Genomic DNA, 16528 nt, shown 5'->3' with positions numbered 1-16528 from the left:
ATGTGGTTCAAAAAAGAAAAGTCCACACGAGATATGGTGGGGATAGCCAATATAAATGAAACGAGCATTGAAACACTAGAGGATGAAACTTTGGTGTTTTTTATTTTGCAACCAGATAACCTTGCAGTGCTTTCAGAAGGAGCAGTGCATACAAAGATACGAAATCTAACTGCAATTTTGAAATCTTTAGATGGCTTGGAGATGGCATGTATCAATTCCAGAGAAAACTTTGATAGCAACAAACATTTTTACAAACAACGCATTTCAGAAGAAAAAAGTTCAAGAGTCCGTGAGATTTTGGAACAGGAATTGACCTATCTGGATCGTGTGCAAGTGCAAATGGCATCGGCAAGGGAGTTCTTGTTGGTGGCAAGGGCAAAGAATAGCCAAGAAGAAGTATTGGCTGTAATTGGCAGAGTGGAAAAGCTGTTGAAAGACAATGGCTTTAATGGACGATTGGCAAGGAAAGAGGATTTGAAGCGAATTTTATCGGTTTATTTCATTCAAAATATCACCCAAGTGTACTTTGACGATATAGATGGAGAGCGATATGTGAAAGAAACTATTCTGTAAAAAAGTGTGTTATATGAAAGAAGGGATGCTATGAAAATCAGTAAAATCAAGAAAAACAAGTTGTTGTTGCCAAAAACAGAAAGAGAAAAAGAAGAAGCTAAGGTCAAAGATTTTTTGGATATGTGTAGTCCATCGGTGTTGCGGTTTTATCACGATTATTATATTTGTGGTAGCAGTTTTCGTTCTGTTTGGGCAATCAGCCATTATCCGTCGGAAACCAATGAACAAGCCATTTTGCAACATTTGGGCGAGCGTTCAGGTGTAACGATTCATATTTACACAAGGCACGTCACATCAGCTGAAGAACGAAAAATCATTCAAAATGCAGCCAACAAAAATCAACTGGAACGTTCTACAGGGGATATGCAAAGCACTGTTGTGGCAGAAAGCAATCTCCAAAGTGTATCCAATCTCATTGCGCAGCTGCACAGGGATCGTGAACCTTTGATTCATTGTGCGGTATATATTGAAATTTCAGCACCATCACTTGAAAAGTTGAAAGAGATGCAATCCGATGTAGAAGCAGAACTGACACGTTCCAAACTTTCCTGTGACAAGCTTTTTTTGCGACAACAAGAAGGTTTTCAATCGGTGAAACCATGTGGACACAACGACTTTCGTGAACAGTATGAACGTGTGTTGCCAGCAACCAGTGTGGCAAATACCTATCCATTCAACTATTCAGGTAAGGCAGATGAAAAGGGTTTTTACATTGGAAACGATAAGTATGGTTCAAATTTATTCATAGATTTTCAGAAACGAAGTGAGGACAAAACCAATGCAAATGTGTTGATTTTGGGAAATTCAGGACAAGGGAAATCCTATCTGATGAAGATTTTGATGACCAATATGCGACTTAGTGGTATGGATATCATTTGCCTAGATGCAGAATCGGAATATGTGGATTTGACAGAAAATCTGGATGGGCAATACTTGGATTTGACCAGTGGAGAATTTATCATCAACGTACTTGAACCAAAGGCTTGGGATGATGGTGAAAACATTTTGCCTCGTCATATTTCATTTTTGCGTGACTTTTTCCGTTCTTATAAGGAGTTCACCACAGCAGAAATTGATGTTTTGGAAATTTTGTTGGAAGAATTGTATGATAATTTTGGTATCAATGAGGATAGATTACTTGGAAATTTGAGTGGCAATGACTTTCCCATTCTTTCAGATTTATACAAACTGGCAGAAGGGAAGTTGAATATCTACCAGAATGACCGAGGAAATATCTACACAAAAGAAACCTTGCGAAACCTGTGCTTGAAAATCAAATCCATTAGTATTGGTGCAGATAGCAAGTTTTTTGATGGACATACCAATATCAAAAATCATAAATTCATTACATTTGGGGTGAAAGGAATCCTTGAAGCTGACGAAAGTATTCGCAATGTTATGCTGTTCAATGTGCTTTCTTATATGTCAGATGCACTGCTATCCAAAGGGAATACAGCAGCATTTTTAGATGAGTTATATCTCTTTTTGTCAAATGTAACAGCCATTGAATATATCAGAAATGCAATGAAACGTGTGCGAAAAAAGGAAAGTGCTGTGATTATCGCAAGTCAAAATGTGGAGGACTTTAACCAGCCAAATATCAAAGAAATGACAAAACCACTTTTTGCTATCCCAACGCATCAATTTTTATTCTTTCCAGGGAATATTTCCAAGAAAGAATATATGGAAATGTTGCAACTGGAAGAATGTTTGTATGACTTGATTGGCTATCCAGCAAGAGGTGTTTGCGTGTTTCGACATGGTGCAGACGTATACCATTTGGTGGTGAAGTGTCAGAAATATAAAGAAAGATTGTTTGGAACTGCAGGTGGTCGCTGATGAAAGTGGCACTTCTCAAAAAAGCCATTGCAACAGCTTTGACCGATGAACGATTAAGAAATGGGGTGCTTTCCTTTGTGGTTGGTGCTATCATTTGCCTGTTATTGCCACTGCTTTTATTGGTTTCTATGGTCAATACAGAAGCAAACTATAGCCGTGAGGTAGCAAGAATTGTGTTCCAACAAGAGGAAATACCAGAGGATTTTCCAGAAGAACACGTTGTATATATCGAAGAAATGCAAGCACAATTTTTGATTTTAGATGAAGTGATAGAGGAATGGATAGAGGGGAATGCAGAGGAAAATACGGAAGGACTTGATGAGTTACAAATCAAGTCTTATTTTTATGTTTTGTATTTTGGCAAAGAAAATTTGGAGTTTGCAGATACATTCTATCAAGAATTTATAGGGGTTTTTGTGGAGAACGAAACGGATTTGGAGATACAGAATGAATTGGAAACATTGCTGAATATGGAGTTTACAGAAGATTTGGCAAATGACCAAAAGGAATTGTATCTTTTTATAAAGTATGGCTATGTAGCAACATCGAACTTCAATGGCATTCCCAGTGAAGCCTTTGATGATGAAACCTTTGCTGCATTGATGAGCGAAGCAACAAAATATATCGGTATGGCTTATGTTTGGGGCGGTAGCTATCCATCAACAGGATTCGATTGTTCAGGCTTTATTTGTTGGAGTTACACCCAATCTGGCGTATATCAACTATCCAGAACAACAGCACAAGGGATTTACAACCAATGCACAAGTGTTGCAAAAGAGGATTTGCAACCAGGGGATTTGGTATTTTTCACAGACACATATACATCAACAACTGATGTAACTCACGTTGGTATTTATGTTGGTGACAACCAGATGTTGCATTGTGGCGATCCCATTGGATATGAAAGTTTGAGCAATTCTTATTGGAAACAACATTTTTATGGCTATGGAAGATTGGCCATGAGATAAACTCATGGAGTGAAAAATGAAAAGTGAATGGTGAAAAGTTAGAGTCAAAAGTACATTGAAAATCAAGTGGAACTAGGAGGAAACAATATGAAAATTTTAAAAGTAGAAGTGGGCAAAGAACCATATATGAAAGAAATTGAATCAGATTTGAAGTTATTGCAAAATGAAGTAGAAGGCTTAATCGAACCCATCTATATGGACGATGGCAACTTAATTATCGTCAATGAAGAAGGCAAAATCAATGGCATGGAACCCAATCGTTGGCTTGGAGATGTGGATATCATCTGTGGACCATTCTTTGTTTGTGGTGACGATGGCGAGGAATTTGTATCATTGTCAGAAGAAAATATCGAAAAATATAAGGAGATGTTTTTAGAAATCCCCACATTTACCATGCAAGAAAAGCAACTAGAACCAAGGGTGGAGATCTATGGTTTCAATCCCAAAGACCTAGATTGGATGTGATGTTTACATGAAGAAAAAGATTGCAGTGGAGTTTGAAAAAGACAAACTGGATGCGTTGGTGTTCTATTTGCAGAAGAAAGAAGAAAAGCTAGAGAAAGAATTGGAAACTGTCATCGAGGAATTATATCAAAAAAGAGTGCCAGCTGTGACGAGGGAGTACTTGGAAAGTAGGATTGTAAGCGAGAGTAAGCCGAAGGATAAGGAGAAGAAAGAGAGAAAGGTAGAAGGTGTAGAGGTGGATTGTACCAAAAAGTTTGATGGATTTTAAAAATATAATGTGATATACTCAAGATGCTAGGATATTGCTTGATGTCTGGCATGCTGAGATAAAAAGATAGAGAGGTGGAGTATTGTGGATTTAGAAACATCAAAAGATTTTAGTCAAGTTATAGAATATATCACCACTGCTCGTGAAAATGCACTGAGAAAAGTCAATGAAGAATTGATTATGCTTTACTGGAATGTTGGTAAATACATTTCTTTTGAGATGGAAAATCAAAATTGGGGCGATGCATATGTCGATGAACTTGCAAAATATATTAGCAAAAACTGCCCAGGTATAAAAGGCTTTAATCGACGTGGACTTTATCGAATGAAGCAATTTTATGAAGCATATAGAGGTAATGAATTTGTGTCACCGCTGGTGACACAAATTAGTTGGACGAATCATATATTGATTTTATCCGCCACCAAAACCATAGAAGAACGAGTGTTTTATATAAATCTTTGTATCAAAGAAAGATATTCCAAACGTGAATTGGAACGACAGCTCGACAGTGCTTACTATGAGAGGTATATGCTTTCAAAAGAAAAATTGGAGCCAATTCAATTGCCAGAAAGTATAAAAAATAATTTTTTAGACAACTATGTTTTGGAGTTTTTGGATCTGCCTGATAAGTTCTCTGAAAGCGATTTCCAAAAAGCAATCACTGCCAATATCAAGAAGTTTGTGCTGGAACTTGGTAAAGACTTCACCTTCATTGGAGAGGAATATCGAGTGCAGGTTGGTGGGCATGATTATTATATTGACCTATTATTTTATCATAGAGGACTTGCTTGCTTGGTTGCATTCGAGTTGAAGATTGGAGCATTCAAACCAGAGTATGTTGGAAAGATAAACTTTTATCTTGAAGCATTGGATAGAGAAGTAAAGAAAGAAAATGAAAATCCAAGTGTAGGTATTATTCTGTGTGCCAGTAAAGATGACGAAGTGGTTGAATTTGCTTTATCAAGAAGTTTGTCTCCAACATTGGTATCTGAGTATACTACACAACTAATTGACAAAAATTTGCTGAAACAAAAATTGCATGAATTTATGCAAATAGCAGAAACATCAGAAGTGATACAAAGCGACGATAAAGAGTGAGTGTGAATCAAAAAATAAAATTTGACAATCAAAAGTAACCTTTTGCAGAGGTTGCTTTTTTGTTTGCGTAAAATGGCAGTGATAGCTGAAACTAGGCGATGTGCCCCCACTGTAGCCACTGTCAGCCATTTTGTTTCCCAAATGGAGCAACTGCCCCAATGAGAGATATAATCCGAAATTTGGGCGAATGGGGACGAAGGGAGAAAAGAAAGCTGGGTGGTTCTTATGGTTGCAGAACCAGAGCTTTTGGAGAGTTTTTAGGTCTTTTTAAGAGTTGCAGGATAAAGACAGGTATACCTGTCGGCTCACATCCCACGGCAGTGCCGAGGGGGAATGCCCAAAATCAAGGCTTTCAGGAGATTTTGAGTTACTATCTAAGGGTATACGTCAAATGAAAAAAGTGCTGTTGGAGGTGTACACAAATCCCCAAATGCTTAGAAAACAGCAGAAACGATAGGTATACGGGAAGGTATACCTGTAATGAAATGGAGGTTTTTCAATGAAAAATACAGAAAAAAGCAAAGCGAAAACAAGGTTGATGGTATGGTTATACCCTGAAATGTGGGAACAAATAGATACAGTCTACGAATCTGATAACTGCAAAAGTCGCAGTGAATTCATAGAAAAGGCAGTGAAATTTTATCATGGATATTTAACAAGCACTGAATCTGCGGAGTACCTATCAAAAATCTTGGTAAATTCTATGCAGGCTACAATTAAAGAATCAGAAAACAAACACTCAGGCAACTTATTTCGCTTAGCGGTAGAAATGAATATTATGATGAATTTGCTTGCGGCAAGTATCAACGTGGATGAAGCTGATATCAAAAAAATACGAGAACGATGTATGCAAGAGGTGAAAAAAACATATGGAAAAATCAAATTTGAAGATGCGATTGCTTATCAACGAGGTGATGGTTGATGGCAAAGTTGATTTTGAAATTTCCATATCTCAAGGGTGGTGCAACCCATAAGAAAAACACTGTGGAGTATATGGCAACGAGAGATGGTGTTGTAAAAAATCTGGTTGCCGATACATTTTTACATGACAAGAAAGAAAACTATGTTAGCTATATTTCCAAGCGAAAAGGGGTTGAGAAAGTTGCAGAGCATGGTCTATTTACTTCAGGCAATGCAGAAATATCCTTGCGAAAAGTTGCAGAAGAAGTGGCGAACCACGAAGGTAATGTCTGGACACCCATCATTTCTTTGAAACGTGAAGATGCTGAACAAACAGGATTCAATCATTTAGAAAAATGGAAAAACACCTTGGAACAATATGCACCCAAGCTTGCAGAAAATATGAAAATCCCCATAGAAGATTTTTGTTGGTACGCAGCCTACCACAATCATGAACAACACCCTCATGTGCATTTGATTTGCTATTCCCAGAATCCAAAGAAAGGGTATGTCACCAAGCAAGGTATTGCAAATTGTAAATCAGATTTATCCAAACTGATATTCAAAGACCACTTGCAAGATGTGTATTTTGCAAAGACAGAACGCAGAAAAGAACTGAAGGAAGAATGTAAAAAAGTCTTTGCTGAAATGGGAAAGCAACCAATGCAAAATCAAGAAATACAGAAGTTGGTTTTGGAATTGCGAGGACAACTCAATCAAACAAAGGGTAAAAAAGTATATGGATATCTTCCAAAGGATACAAAAAAATTGGTGGATGCAATCGTGGATGAATTGGAGAAAGAACCATCGGTACAGGAAGCATATTTGTTGTGGCAAGAGATGCAAAACCAAGTGTATGAATTGTATTCAGACAAGGAATATATCTATCCCAAATTATCTGAACAAAAAGAATTTCAATCCATCAAAAACAACATCATACAACAAGTTTTGTCATTGAACCACGCAGAAATTCAAACGCAGCAAATGGAAAATATATCTGTAAATCTTGTGAAGCACCTTTCCAAAATATTCAGAAAATCTATTGTCAATAAACAAGATACAGGCAAGTTGAAAGTGGAAAGCAAGTTGTTCCAAAAAATGATTGAGAAAAAACGAGATCAAGGGTTGAAATTGTGAAAGGAGAGTTATGTCAAAATTTACAAAGGAGCAAATCGAACAAGCGAACAATATTTCTCTGGAAGAATACCTTATGTGTCATGGCGAAGAATTGAAACAATCTGGCAATGAGTTTCGTTGGATTTACCATGACTCCCAAGGGAAACACGATAGCGTTTGCATCAAAAATAATCGTTGGTATGATCACAAAAATCAAAAGGGTGGCTATACCATTTCGTTCTTGGAAGAATTTTATGGTTTGGATTTCAAAGGGGCAATGGCAGAGTTGTTGGACAATACCGCTTTGCAAATGGAAGTGTCCTATCACACAAAACCAAAGCCAGAATTTATCCTTCCAGAAAAATCAAAATACAATCAAAAAGTCTATGAATACTTGGTGGGTAAACGATATATCCGCCAAGAATTTGTAGACTTTTTTGTTTCCAAAGGAAAGATTTATCAAGGATTTCAATTTAACAACATCGTTTTTGTTGGTACGAAACCAAATGGAATACCCCAATCGGCAAGTGCGAAAAGTCCGTACAATTCCTTTCGTTCAACGGTGAAAGGTTCTGATATGAATTATGGATTTTGTCATCGTGGAACCAATGAACATCTGTATGTGTTTGAAAGTGCGGTGGATATGTTATCTTTTATGACATTGCAAAAGGATTTAGAAAAAGGGAATAGCTACTTGTCGCTGGATGGCTTGTCGCCCAAGGCAATGCTTAGATTTTTGGAAGAACAGAACAATATCAAGCACATCCATATTTGTATTGACCATGATGTGGCTGGCATTGAAACCTATGATAAATTTTATGATATGTTATCTGAAAAAGGCTATACGATCAATCGTTTGTTGTCTAAAAATAAAGATTGGAATGAGGATTTAAAAGAACTACATGGAGAAATACCAAAATCAGCAGTTCCACATACAAAGATAGAACAGTACAAAATAGTTGCTGAAAAAATGATAGGTCGAGTAGGTCAGGGATATTACTATCCCTTTCCCCTCTAAGAACCGTGCATGAGAGTTTCCCCTCACACGGCTCAAGCAATTCTAAACATCTGCCAATACAGATGTCGGCTAGTCAACTAACGATGTTGTTTATAACATTTGTCATGCACAAGGTAACGAACTATTTGTCCGTTTTTTTTTTGTTCTCGCACATTCCATTGAATATCAGCAGTAATTGCTTCCCCACAAAGAGGACATTTGCGTTCCTGCTTATTCCACATATAAAGCAATGAATTTCTACCTTTTAGAGATAAAAGCATTTTATAGGTCATTCGTTCTTCAAAGTATGATTTCCATTCTACATCAAATGGATTGGCTTCCCCTTTTATTTTCTTATGTCTAATAATTTTAGTATCAAACACAAATTTCAGTGGGAATATATCTACCTTTCCATTCTTTATAGACTTGACTAAGAAAGTCCAACGTCTTGTTTTATAGAAATGAAAATACTTATTCGCAATCCAACGTTTCCCTTTTTTAGGGTGTCGTCTTTTTGCCCATTGCCACAGCTTTTGGAAGATTTGGTTATCCACTCTTTGGAATGTTCTTGAAGAAGCCCCACACCTATAGTAGTTTGCCCAACCTGTTAGTTTAGGGTTTAATAACCTGATTAATGTCTCTTGCGTACAAGATTTATTGCTATCAATTACATACCTAATATTATCTAGGAACTTCTTTACACTTTTTTTAGATGGTTGTGTAAGTAGTACACCTTTGAATTTCCTAACATTAAATCCTAGAAAATCAAACTGGAATGTCAACACTTTTTTGGACAATTTTTATAAGGTCAGTACCCGATATTCGGCTGGTGTTCTATAATCCAAAGAGCCATGCAAACGTATGTTATTGAACCAATGCACATAGTCTGCAAGTTCTAACTTCAATTGCTCCAAACTGACGAAATTTCGTCCTCGAACAAATTCTGTTTTGAATACCTTGAAATTGGCTTCTGCAACTGCATTATCATAGGGGCAGCCCTTCATGCTGAGGGATCGTTTGATCTGAAACACATCTAACATTTCATCAATGAGATAGTTTTTAAACTCGCTGCCTCGATCCGTATGGAACAACTCGATTTCAGATAAATTCCCTTTGATTGTTGCAAAAGCATCATATACCAACTGAGCATTTTTGTGAAGTCCTGCACTAAATCCAACGATTTCTCGGTTGAATAAATCAATTAAGATACAAACATAGTTCCATTTATAGTTCACTCGAACATACGTCAAATCCCCAACAATTACTGCATTGGGAGGCTGGTTATCAAATTGACGAGCTAGTTCGTTTTTTACTGGCGACTCATTGCATTGTTGCTTTTGTGGTTTGAACTTGGCAACGGTATAGACCGAAATTAGCCCTAAACGTTTCATAATGCGGCAAATTCTGCGTCTAGAAACCTGTTTGCCCAACTTCTTCAGCTCTTTTTTCATTTTACGACTTCCGTAGACTTCTTTATTTTCATAAAAAATCCGTTCAATTTCTTGTTCTAATTCCGTATCATCTTTCTTGGACGAAGCCTCGTAATAGTAGGTACTCCTGCTGATTTCAAGGCATTTACACATGGCTGATATAGAGTATTTGTGTCGATTTGCTCGAATTACAATTACTTTCGTCCGAATATCAGCGCCGCTTGCTTTAGTATGTCATTTTCCATTCGTAGCTGTTGTAGCTCTTTACGAAGTTTGATGAGTTCAGCTTCTTCTGGTGTGCGATTATCAGCTTCTTTTGTAGAACCAGTAGCATTGTAACGCTGTATCCAGCGATTCAGTGCCGATGGTGTTAAATCGTATTCACGATTGATATCTGCTTTCGATTTTCCGTTGTTATATAATTGAACCATCTGCTGTTTAAATTCTTCTGTAAATTCTCTTCGTTGTCGTTTTTTAGTCATGTAATCATCTCCTTATTTTATATTAGTTTTATTTTACATGACCTTATCTTTTCTGTCTAGTTAAGTATAGCCATTCCATGCTTATATCCGTGTAATCCTACCATGGAGAGGATTATCTGACCGCTTCCCATTTTGGGTAAGAGCCTATCAGCAACTTTGGCTCATTCGACGTTACGACGTTTAATGACAGTTCACATATGTTAGCCATACTACTCAGCCTAGCTCCCTAACCGCATTGTTGCTAGCAGATTCGTCTTTGCCTCACGGCTTCGACTTAACCACTTTCGTGGAGGGCTGCATTGTCATGCCAGCTTCCTAACATTATCATTGCTGATAAAGCAGGTGGCATTAGGCTACCTCTAACGGAATAGAGGGTTTAATCTGTATTTAGTTAAACAATTATCTATGTGACTTTCAAGTCACACCCATGCGTCATCGAGAATCAGAATACAATACCTTTCGAGATGAGTATGTCAAGAAACATGGTTTGCGGTTTTTGGTTCGAGGTGTATGTGGTGAGGTGAAAAAGCTAGAGGGGAATATGGATGATGATAAAAAAAGAAATCAATCCATTGTGCGGTTGATAGATTTGAGCATCACTACTATTTGCTTATGCGATGCAGAAAAAACATACGAAATGGTGTTGCAAGAATCGAGAGCAAAATATAAACCTTATACGGATAAAAATAAGCTAAGAAAAAGACTAACAGCTATTGGTACTTTGGGAGAAGAGTTGTGGCATGAGTTTCAAACAACAGGTGTGTGTAATGTGGAGAAGTGGATGGAGATGGTGGACTTGGAAATTCGGTTGAAGATTTATTTTGCTTTGGAATATCCCAAAGAGATGGAACGATTGGAAAAGCTGAAAAGAATGAAAGAGGGGGATTGTGATTTGAGTTGAAAATAAGTTTTTAAGATGGTAAGATTGTTGTAGAACCAAATTTCAAAAAAGCTACGCACTGCGTGGCGAATTGAGTTGTGTCTGGTATCATATAAATGGTGGGATTATAAAGATTGAAAAAGGTGAGAAGGGTATGTAAGAATTGGAATGGTAGCAGGTCTAGTAGAGTTTATAAATGATATTAGTTATAAACTTATATAAGGAGATGTGGAAATGAAATATAAGTGTCCTTGTTGTGGCTATTATACGTTTGCTGAAAAGCCTAATGGAACTTATGATATATGTGAGGTTTGCTTTTGGGAAGATGATCCAATTCAATTAGATGAACCAACTTATGAAGGCGGTGCTAATCGTGTCAGTTTATTGCAAGCACAACAGAATTTCTTAAGTTTTGGAGCGTGTGAAAAAGAAATGATACCTTATACACGAAAACCTAATTTAGATGAGTTTACTGGAATTGATTAAATTATAAAATGAGCATAGCAGATGCTGTTTTAATATTAACATAAGCAAACAAAAAATAATCAATCAATCACAGCCTCCCTTTTTGGGAGGTTTTTTTATGGAGGTGAGCCAAATCAAAACATCAAATCTTTTACCACTTATCATTCTAGGAGTTGTATTTACCCTATTTATGATAGTGGTTTTTTTATTGGAACAGAAAAATTCACTCAACATCAAAAGCAAAACAGTGGGAGATGGACAGTATGGCACAGCTCGTTTTGCAACGGAAAAAGAAAAGCAAAAACAGTTTCAGTATGTGGACTTTACACCTGAAAAATGGAGAAAGCAACCACCGAAAGATTTACCACAAGGCTTGATTATTGGTTGCAGGAAGTCAAAGCATAAGATGATAGCCATTGTAGACGATGGCGATGTTCATGCACTTATGATTGGTGCAGCTGGCGTTGGGAAAACAGCTAAGTTCCTATATCCAAATTTAGAATACTGTTGTGCAGCGGGAATGAGCTTCCTTGTGACAGATACTAAGGGTGATGTGCTGCGTTCTTATGGTCCAGTGGCAAAAGCATATGGTTATGACATTTCGGTATTGGACTTACGAAATCCAACACAATCAGATGGCTTCAATATGCTCAATCTAGTCAATCAATATATGGATAATTTCTTGCAGACAGGCTCCCTTGTGGCAAAGGCAAAAGCTGAAAAGTATGCAAAGATTATTGCAAAAACCATTGTGCAAAATGGGTTGGAAGGTGGAGCAGGGCAAAACTCGTATTTCTATGATTCTGCAGAAGGTCTTGTGACAGCAGTGATTTTAGTGATAGCAGAATTTTGCTCGCCAGTGAAATTCGAAATTGAGGGGGAACAAAGGCATATCGTTTCTGTGTTCAAAATGATTCAAGATTTGCTTGCAGTTGAAAAAAATGAACAATCGAAATTCAAAACATTGATGGATAAATTACCAGATGACCATAAAGCAAGATGGCTGAGTGGTGCAGCACTGAACACATCGGATCAAGGGATGGCATCTGTTATGTCCACAGCCTTGTCAAAGCTGAATGCTTTTTTAGATTCTGAGGTGGAACAATTGCTTTGTTTTGAGTCAAAAGTGGATACAGAAAAATTTGTAAAAGAAAAATCGGCATTGTTTTTGATACTCCCAGAGGAAGATCAAACGAAGTTTTTCCTCGTTTCTTTGATTGTGCAACAGCTCTATCGAGAGATGTTGACCATAGCTGACGAGATGGGTGGAAAGCTACCCAATCGCACCATTTTCTTTTTGGATGAGTTTGGCACTTTGCCAAAAATTGAATCTGCGGAAATGATGTTTTCGGCTTCTAGGTCAAGACGAATTTCCTTTGTTCCCATCATTCAATCCCTTGCACAGCTGACGAAAAACTATGGCAAAGAGGGTGGCGAAATCATTATGGATAACTGTCAGATTGGTTTGTATGGTGGGTTTGCTCCCAACTCTGAAACAGCAAATGTGTTGTCCAAAAATCTGGGAGAACGAACTGTTTTGTCAGGTAGCACCTCGAAGGGAAAGGAACATTCCAAGTCTTATCAGATGGTTGGTAGACCACTTATGTCACCTGATGAAATCAAAGCCATGCCAAAGGATACATTCATCGTAACACGCACAGGAATCAATCCTATGAAGTTGACATTGAAACTGTTTTTTGAGTGGGGAATTGTGTTGGATCAAGTATATGTACCGCCAAAGCCTGTGGTACGAAAAGTTGTGTATGCCAATGAAGAAGAAATTCGTCAACGCATTATATTTGGTGGAATTGCGGAAATGTGTAAAGGGCATGGTGTTATGAAAACCGAAAATCCAAAAGTAGATAGTGAGATTACAATAGATAAAGCAGTGAAAGTTAGGCGGTGATGCATTGAAAAATGATAGAAAAATTTATGAGGAAGCGGAGTTGAGCAATCGAGCCAAGCAAGTATATTTATATCTGCGTGACCGAGCCGATGCAGAGGGGTATAGTTTCCCATCACAAAAGCGAATTGCAAAAGATTTGAGCATTTCCGTTAGAACCGTGCAACGAGCCATCAAGGATTTGGAGAAGTCTGGACATCTCCAAAAAGAGGATAGATTTCGTGAGAATGGTGGAAGAAGTAGTTGCTTGTATTGGATTGTGCGGTGAAAAAATGATGAGGGATAAAATTGGTGAAGTCTGCCCATTCGGTGGCATATGGGTGGCGTCATTAAGTCGCATCAAGAAGTTATCACTGTAACTTTGTTACAGAAAAGGGAATATATTATAGTGAAATATACAATAGACGGTTTTCATTGTAACAAAAAAGTATTCATGTTAAAATGTATATTAGAAAATCAAAAGAAAATCAGGAGGAAAGCTCATGTTACAATCGACGTTTGAAGCATATTACATGGCAAGAAAATTAGAAAATATATCAAGAGATATTCCATTTTTGCCTGTATTTTCTTCTTCTGATATAAAAGTATATCCATTTCAAATTGCGGCAGCTCACTTTGCTTTACGTTCCCCATATCAAAAAGGAGTTGTTCTTTGTGATGAAAGTGGAATGGGAAAAAGCCACGAAGCTATGTTGGTGATTTGTCAAAAATGGTATGAAGGGAAAAAACGTATTTTATTATGTATACCCAATATTGACTTATTGACTCAGTGGATAGATGTGATTGAAAAGCATTACTCGATTCCTTTTGTTGTTGTGTGTAATCAAGCACAATGGGATACTGCTTGTGATGAAGTTGGGGCGAATGGATTTGTTCAGCAAGGATTGATTATTTCAACATATGATTTTGTTGCGGAGATGCATGAATTTGCAAATGAAGTTGCTTGGGATATGATGGTGTTTGAAGAAGCAACAGCGCTTGTTGGTGTATACAAACCAGAAAATAAAATAGCAAAAATATTAAAACAAGTTTCTAATGATGCGTTTCGATTATTGCTCACAGGAACACCAATCGAAAAAAACATCATGGATTTATATGGATTGCTATATTTTATAGATGAAACCATTTTGGAAGATGAACAATCATTTTTGAATCGTTATTTACGAAAACCTGAAAATTACCCAGAATTAGCAAATAGAGTGAGTAAGTATTGTTTTAGAACATTGCGTTCACAGGCGAAATCATATGCCAAAATAACAAAACGAGTACCAATCACCTTGGAATATACTTTGACAGAACAAGAAAAACAGCTGTATAACGTGGTGTTTTCTTATTGTCAGAAAGAAAGTAAATTGGCATTTCCACAAATGAAGGCATATGATTTGACCTTACGATTATTAGGGATATTGGGTTCATCAACAGCGGCACTGAAAAAATCCTTTGAAAATATAAGAGAACGAATGGGCAATGCGCCTTATGATACAGAGATAGATACCATTATTGATATGGCTTCAAAAATACAGGTGGATGCAAAAGCAACTGCACTTTTGGGTGCATTGGATAGATTGTTTGCACTGGCGAAAAAAACAAAGGGAGAACAAAAAGTATTGATATTTACAGAAAGCGTGGAAACGCAAAAATATCTATATTCATTACTTGAAAAACAGTACAAAACAGAGATGTACAATGGGAATAGTGATTATTCAGCTATAACAAAATTCAAAAATACAGCAGAGATTTTAATTGCAACGGATCGTGGTGCAAGAGGATTCAACTTGGAAGAATGTTCTGTGGTGATACAGTATGACCTTTTGTATAACACTTTGAAAATGGAACAACGCATTGATAGATTACATCGTTTGGGACAGCAAAACGATGTTGTTGTTGTATCTTTTATCAATTCGCAAAACTTTGCTGATGTACGAAAATTGGAATTGATTAACAAACGAACACTTGTGGCTGATGGAGTGCTTGGACTTAGCGATATGGTTATTGGTGGATTTACGAAAGATTTATCGGTGAAGATTGATGAAACAGCAAAGTGTAGTCGAACAAAGAAAGAAATAGAATCTGAATATCAAAAGATATTGCTGACACACGAGAAAGAAAATAAAGAAACTGTTTTATTGGCAGAAGAAAAACTGTTCACAACCTTTACTAGAGAGCTTGCCAATAAGGTTCATATCACACCAAATTATATTGTGGAGCAGAGTGGATATATTCAAGATGATTTATGGGAGCTTGCAAAATATTACTTTAAGAATTACAATGAAAACAATGAGGATTGTGTATTTGTAATGGATGAACAAGATAGAACCATTACAGCTACAGAATATAAGGAACTACCTGTATTATTCTACTATTGGAATGGAACACAAAATAGAAAGTATATCAGTAAAAAACAATATGGAATGGCGAAGGATTTTAAGCCTACACAGAATAGAATTTCTCTTACAAGTATAATTGGACAAGGTATTTTAAATGAAATTTCTTGTGCAAATGAGGGTGAAATAATAGTGAAACAAGATGTGATTCCTTGTACCATTGGGCTATATGATGTGAGGGTGAAAAATAAACATTCCGTCATCAAATCAATACCTGTTTTGGTAGGGCGAAACAAATTGGGGAAAATATTGTCCAATAAACAATGCGAGGAAATTTTGCATTTAGAAGTGTTGCGATATGTGGAAAATGGTAAGCGAAGTCCAGCATGGTTGAAAGCGGCTGCACAAAAACACGATTTGGATATTTGCGTAGAAACAGAAAGCCTATTACAGATGGAAAAGGCAAATTTGAGCGAAGCACAAAAAGAAGAAATTGCAAGGATGGAAATGAAAGTTTCAGAAGATAAGGTGGAGCTCACACATATGCTTGGTGATTTGAAAAAAGAAGTTGAGCGCTTGGAGAAAGCCTTGCAAGAAGATAGCCTAAATCGTATGGAAGTTTTGCAAGTAACCAAAGAAAAGAATGGTAAGATATTGGAATTGAAAAAGAAACAAGAAGTGCAGTTTTTTGAAGAAATGCAAATGGATGTTGCATTGGAGGAGCAAATCAAAGAATTTTTGCAAAATGAGGAATTGGGCGTTGATGTGGTGCGACAGTTTGTTGTGGAGGTAAATACAGAATAAAATTTCTAGTATGGGG

Annotated in this window: 16 protein-coding genes; 14 read left to right on the top strand and 2 right to left on the bottom strand. The window is 37.0% G+C overall.

Annotated features, from left to right (window positions below):
- The 9 genes from MJY40_RS12225 (at position 1) to MJY40_RS12185 (ending at position 8245) form a co-directional block, all read left to right on the top strand.
- A complete protein-coding gene (locus MJY40_RS12225; protein ID WP_317854268.1) occupies positions 1–573 on the top strand; it encodes a hypothetical protein in 573 nt (190 codons plus the stop codon).
- Positions 574–603: 30 nt separating this feature from the next.
- Positions 604–2412, top strand: a complete 1809-nt coding sequence (locus MJY40_RS12220) for a VirB4 family type IV secretion system protein (RefSeq protein ID WP_317854267.1) — start codon at positions 604–606, stop codon at positions 2410–2412.
- Positions 2412–3380, top strand: coding sequence for a C40 family peptidase (locus MJY40_RS12215; RefSeq protein ID WP_317854491.1), 969 nt, complete (start codon positions 2412–2414; stop codon positions 3378–3380). The genes MJY40_RS12220 and MJY40_RS12215 overlap by 1 nt, the downstream gene beginning before the upstream one ends.
- Positions 3381–3467: 87 nt before the next feature.
- Positions 3468–3845, top strand: a complete 378-nt coding sequence (locus tag MJY40_RS12210) for a DUF3846 domain-containing protein (RefSeq protein ID WP_317854490.1) — start codon at positions 3468–3470, stop codon at positions 3843–3845.
- 7 nt (positions 3846–3852) lie between these two features.
- Entirely contained in the window at positions 3853–4113 is a 261-nt protein-coding gene (locus MJY40_RS12205; protein WP_317854489.1) for a DUF6103 family protein, read from the top strand.
- Positions 4114–4197: 84 nt separating this feature from the next.
- A complete protein-coding gene (locus MJY40_RS12200) occupies positions 4198–5211 on the top strand; it encodes a PDDEXK nuclease domain-containing protein (RefSeq protein ID WP_317854488.1) in 1014 nt (337 codons plus the stop codon).
- A 499-nt stretch (positions 5212–5710) separates the two neighbouring features.
- Positions 5711–6133 (top strand): hypothetical protein, encoded by a 423-nt coding sequence (locus MJY40_RS12195; RefSeq protein ID WP_317854263.1) that lies wholly within the window; start codon positions 5711–5713, stop codon positions 6131–6133.
- Positions 6133–7248, top strand: coding sequence for a MobP3 family relaxase (mobP3, locus tag MJY40_RS12190; protein WP_317854262.1), 1116 nt, complete (start codon positions 6133–6135; stop codon positions 7246–7248). The genes MJY40_RS12195 and mobP3 overlap by 1 nt, the downstream gene beginning before the upstream one ends.
- Positions 7249–7258: 10 nt before the next feature.
- The gene (locus MJY40_RS12185; protein ID WP_317854451.1) at positions 7259–8245 is read left to right on the top strand and encodes a DUF3991 and toprim domain-containing protein; all 987 of its coding nucleotides are present in this window, start codon (positions 7259–7261) and stop codon (positions 8243–8245) included.
- A gap of 77 nt (positions 8246–8322) precedes the next feature.
- On the opposite strand, the gene MJY40_RS12180 is transcribed toward MJY40_RS12185, so the two are convergent.
- A complete protein-coding gene (locus tag MJY40_RS12180; RefSeq protein ID WP_317856453.1) occupies positions 8323–9009 on the bottom strand; it encodes a group II intron maturase-specific domain-containing protein in 687 nt (228 codons plus the stop codon).
- A gap of 15 nt (positions 9010–9024) precedes the next feature.
- Positions 9025–10136 (bottom strand): IS3 family transposase gene (locus MJY40_RS12175; protein WP_317853734.1). Its coding sequence is split into 2 segments (ribosomal slippage): positions 9025–9884 and positions 9884–10136, totalling 1113 coding nucleotides; the frame shifts between segments, so codons are not numbered across the junction.
- Positions 10137–10677: 541 nt separating this feature from the next.
- Between MJY40_RS12175 and MJY40_RS12170 the strand changes: the two genes are divergently transcribed.
- The 5 genes from MJY40_RS12170 to MJY40_RS12150 all read left to right on the top strand — a co-directional run bounded on the left by MJY40_RS12170 (position 10678) and on the right by MJY40_RS12150 (position 16512).
- Positions 10678–11037, top strand: coding sequence for a hypothetical protein (locus MJY40_RS12170; protein WP_317854487.1), 360 nt, complete (start codon positions 10678–10680; stop codon positions 11035–11037).
- Between the two features lie 213 nt (positions 11038–11250).
- The gene (locus MJY40_RS12165) at positions 11251–11502 is read left to right on the top strand and encodes a CPCC family cysteine-rich protein (RefSeq protein ID WP_317854486.1); all 252 of its coding nucleotides are present in this window, start codon (positions 11251–11253) and stop codon (positions 11500–11502) included.
- Between the two features lie 97 nt (positions 11503–11599).
- Entirely contained in the window at positions 11600–13387 is a 1788-nt protein-coding gene (locus tag MJY40_RS12160; protein WP_331488178.1) for a VirD4-like conjugal transfer protein, CD1115 family, read from the top strand.
- Between the two features lie 4 nt (positions 13388–13391).
- Entirely contained in the window at positions 13392–13652 is a 261-nt protein-coding gene (locus MJY40_RS12155; protein WP_317854485.1) for a helix-turn-helix domain-containing protein, read from the top strand.
- A 214-nt stretch (positions 13653–13866) separates the two neighbouring features.
- Complete coding sequence (locus MJY40_RS12150; protein ID WP_317854484.1) at positions 13867–16512, top strand: DEAD/DEAH box helicase; 2646 nt, start codon at positions 13867–13869, stop codon at positions 16510–16512.
- The last annotated feature ends 16 nt before the right edge of the window (positions 16513–16528 follow it).

Source organism: Chakrabartyella piscis, assembly GCA_030067835.1.
GTDB classification, from domain to species: Bacteria; Bacillota; Clostridia; order Lachnospirales; family Anaerotignaceae; genus Chakrabartyella; species Chakrabartyella piscis.
This window is presented reverse-complemented; position numbering and strand designations above follow the sequence as displayed.

Coding starts and splice junctions, on each gene's coding strand:
- MJY40_RS12225 (WP_317854268.1), top strand. CDS start 1: ATGTGGTTCAAAAAAGAAAAGTCCACACGAGATATGGTGGGGATAGCC.
- MJY40_RS12220 (WP_317854267.1), top strand. CDS start 604: ATGAAAATCAGTAAAATCAAGAAAAACAAGTTGTTGTTGCCAAAAACA.
- MJY40_RS12215 (WP_317854491.1), top strand. CDS start 2,412: ATGAAAGTGGCACTTCTCAAAAAAGCCATTGCAACAGCTTTGACCGAT.
- MJY40_RS12210 (WP_317854490.1), top strand. CDS start 3,468: ATGAAAATTTTAAAAGTAGAAGTGGGCAAAGAACCATATATGAAAGAA.
- MJY40_RS12205 (WP_317854489.1), top strand. CDS start 3,853: ATGAAGAAAAAGATTGCAGTGGAGTTTGAAAAAGACAAACTGGATGCG.
- MJY40_RS12195 (WP_317854263.1), top strand. CDS start 5,711: ATGAAAAATACAGAAAAAAGCAAAGCGAAAACAAGGTTGATGGTATGG.
- mobP3 (WP_317854262.1), top strand. CDS start 6,133: ATGGCAAAGTTGATTTTGAAATTTCCATATCTCAAGGGTGGTGCAACC.
- MJY40_RS12185 (WP_317854451.1), top strand. CDS start 7,259: ATGTCAAAATTTACAAAGGAGCAAATCGAACAAGCGAACAATATTTCT.
- MJY40_RS12170 (WP_317854487.1), top strand. CDS start 10,678: ATGGATGATGATAAAAAAAGAAATCAATCCATTGTGCGGTTGATAGAT.
- MJY40_RS12165 (WP_317854486.1), top strand. CDS start 11,251: ATGAAATATAAGTGTCCTTGTTGTGGCTATTATACGTTTGCTGAAAAG.
- MJY40_RS12160 (WP_331488178.1), top strand. CDS start 11,600: ATGGAGGTGAGCCAAATCAAAACATCAAATCTTTTACCACTTATCATT.
- MJY40_RS12150 (WP_317854484.1), top strand. CDS start 13,867: ATGTTACAATCGACGTTTGAAGCATATTACATGGCAAGAAAATTAGAA.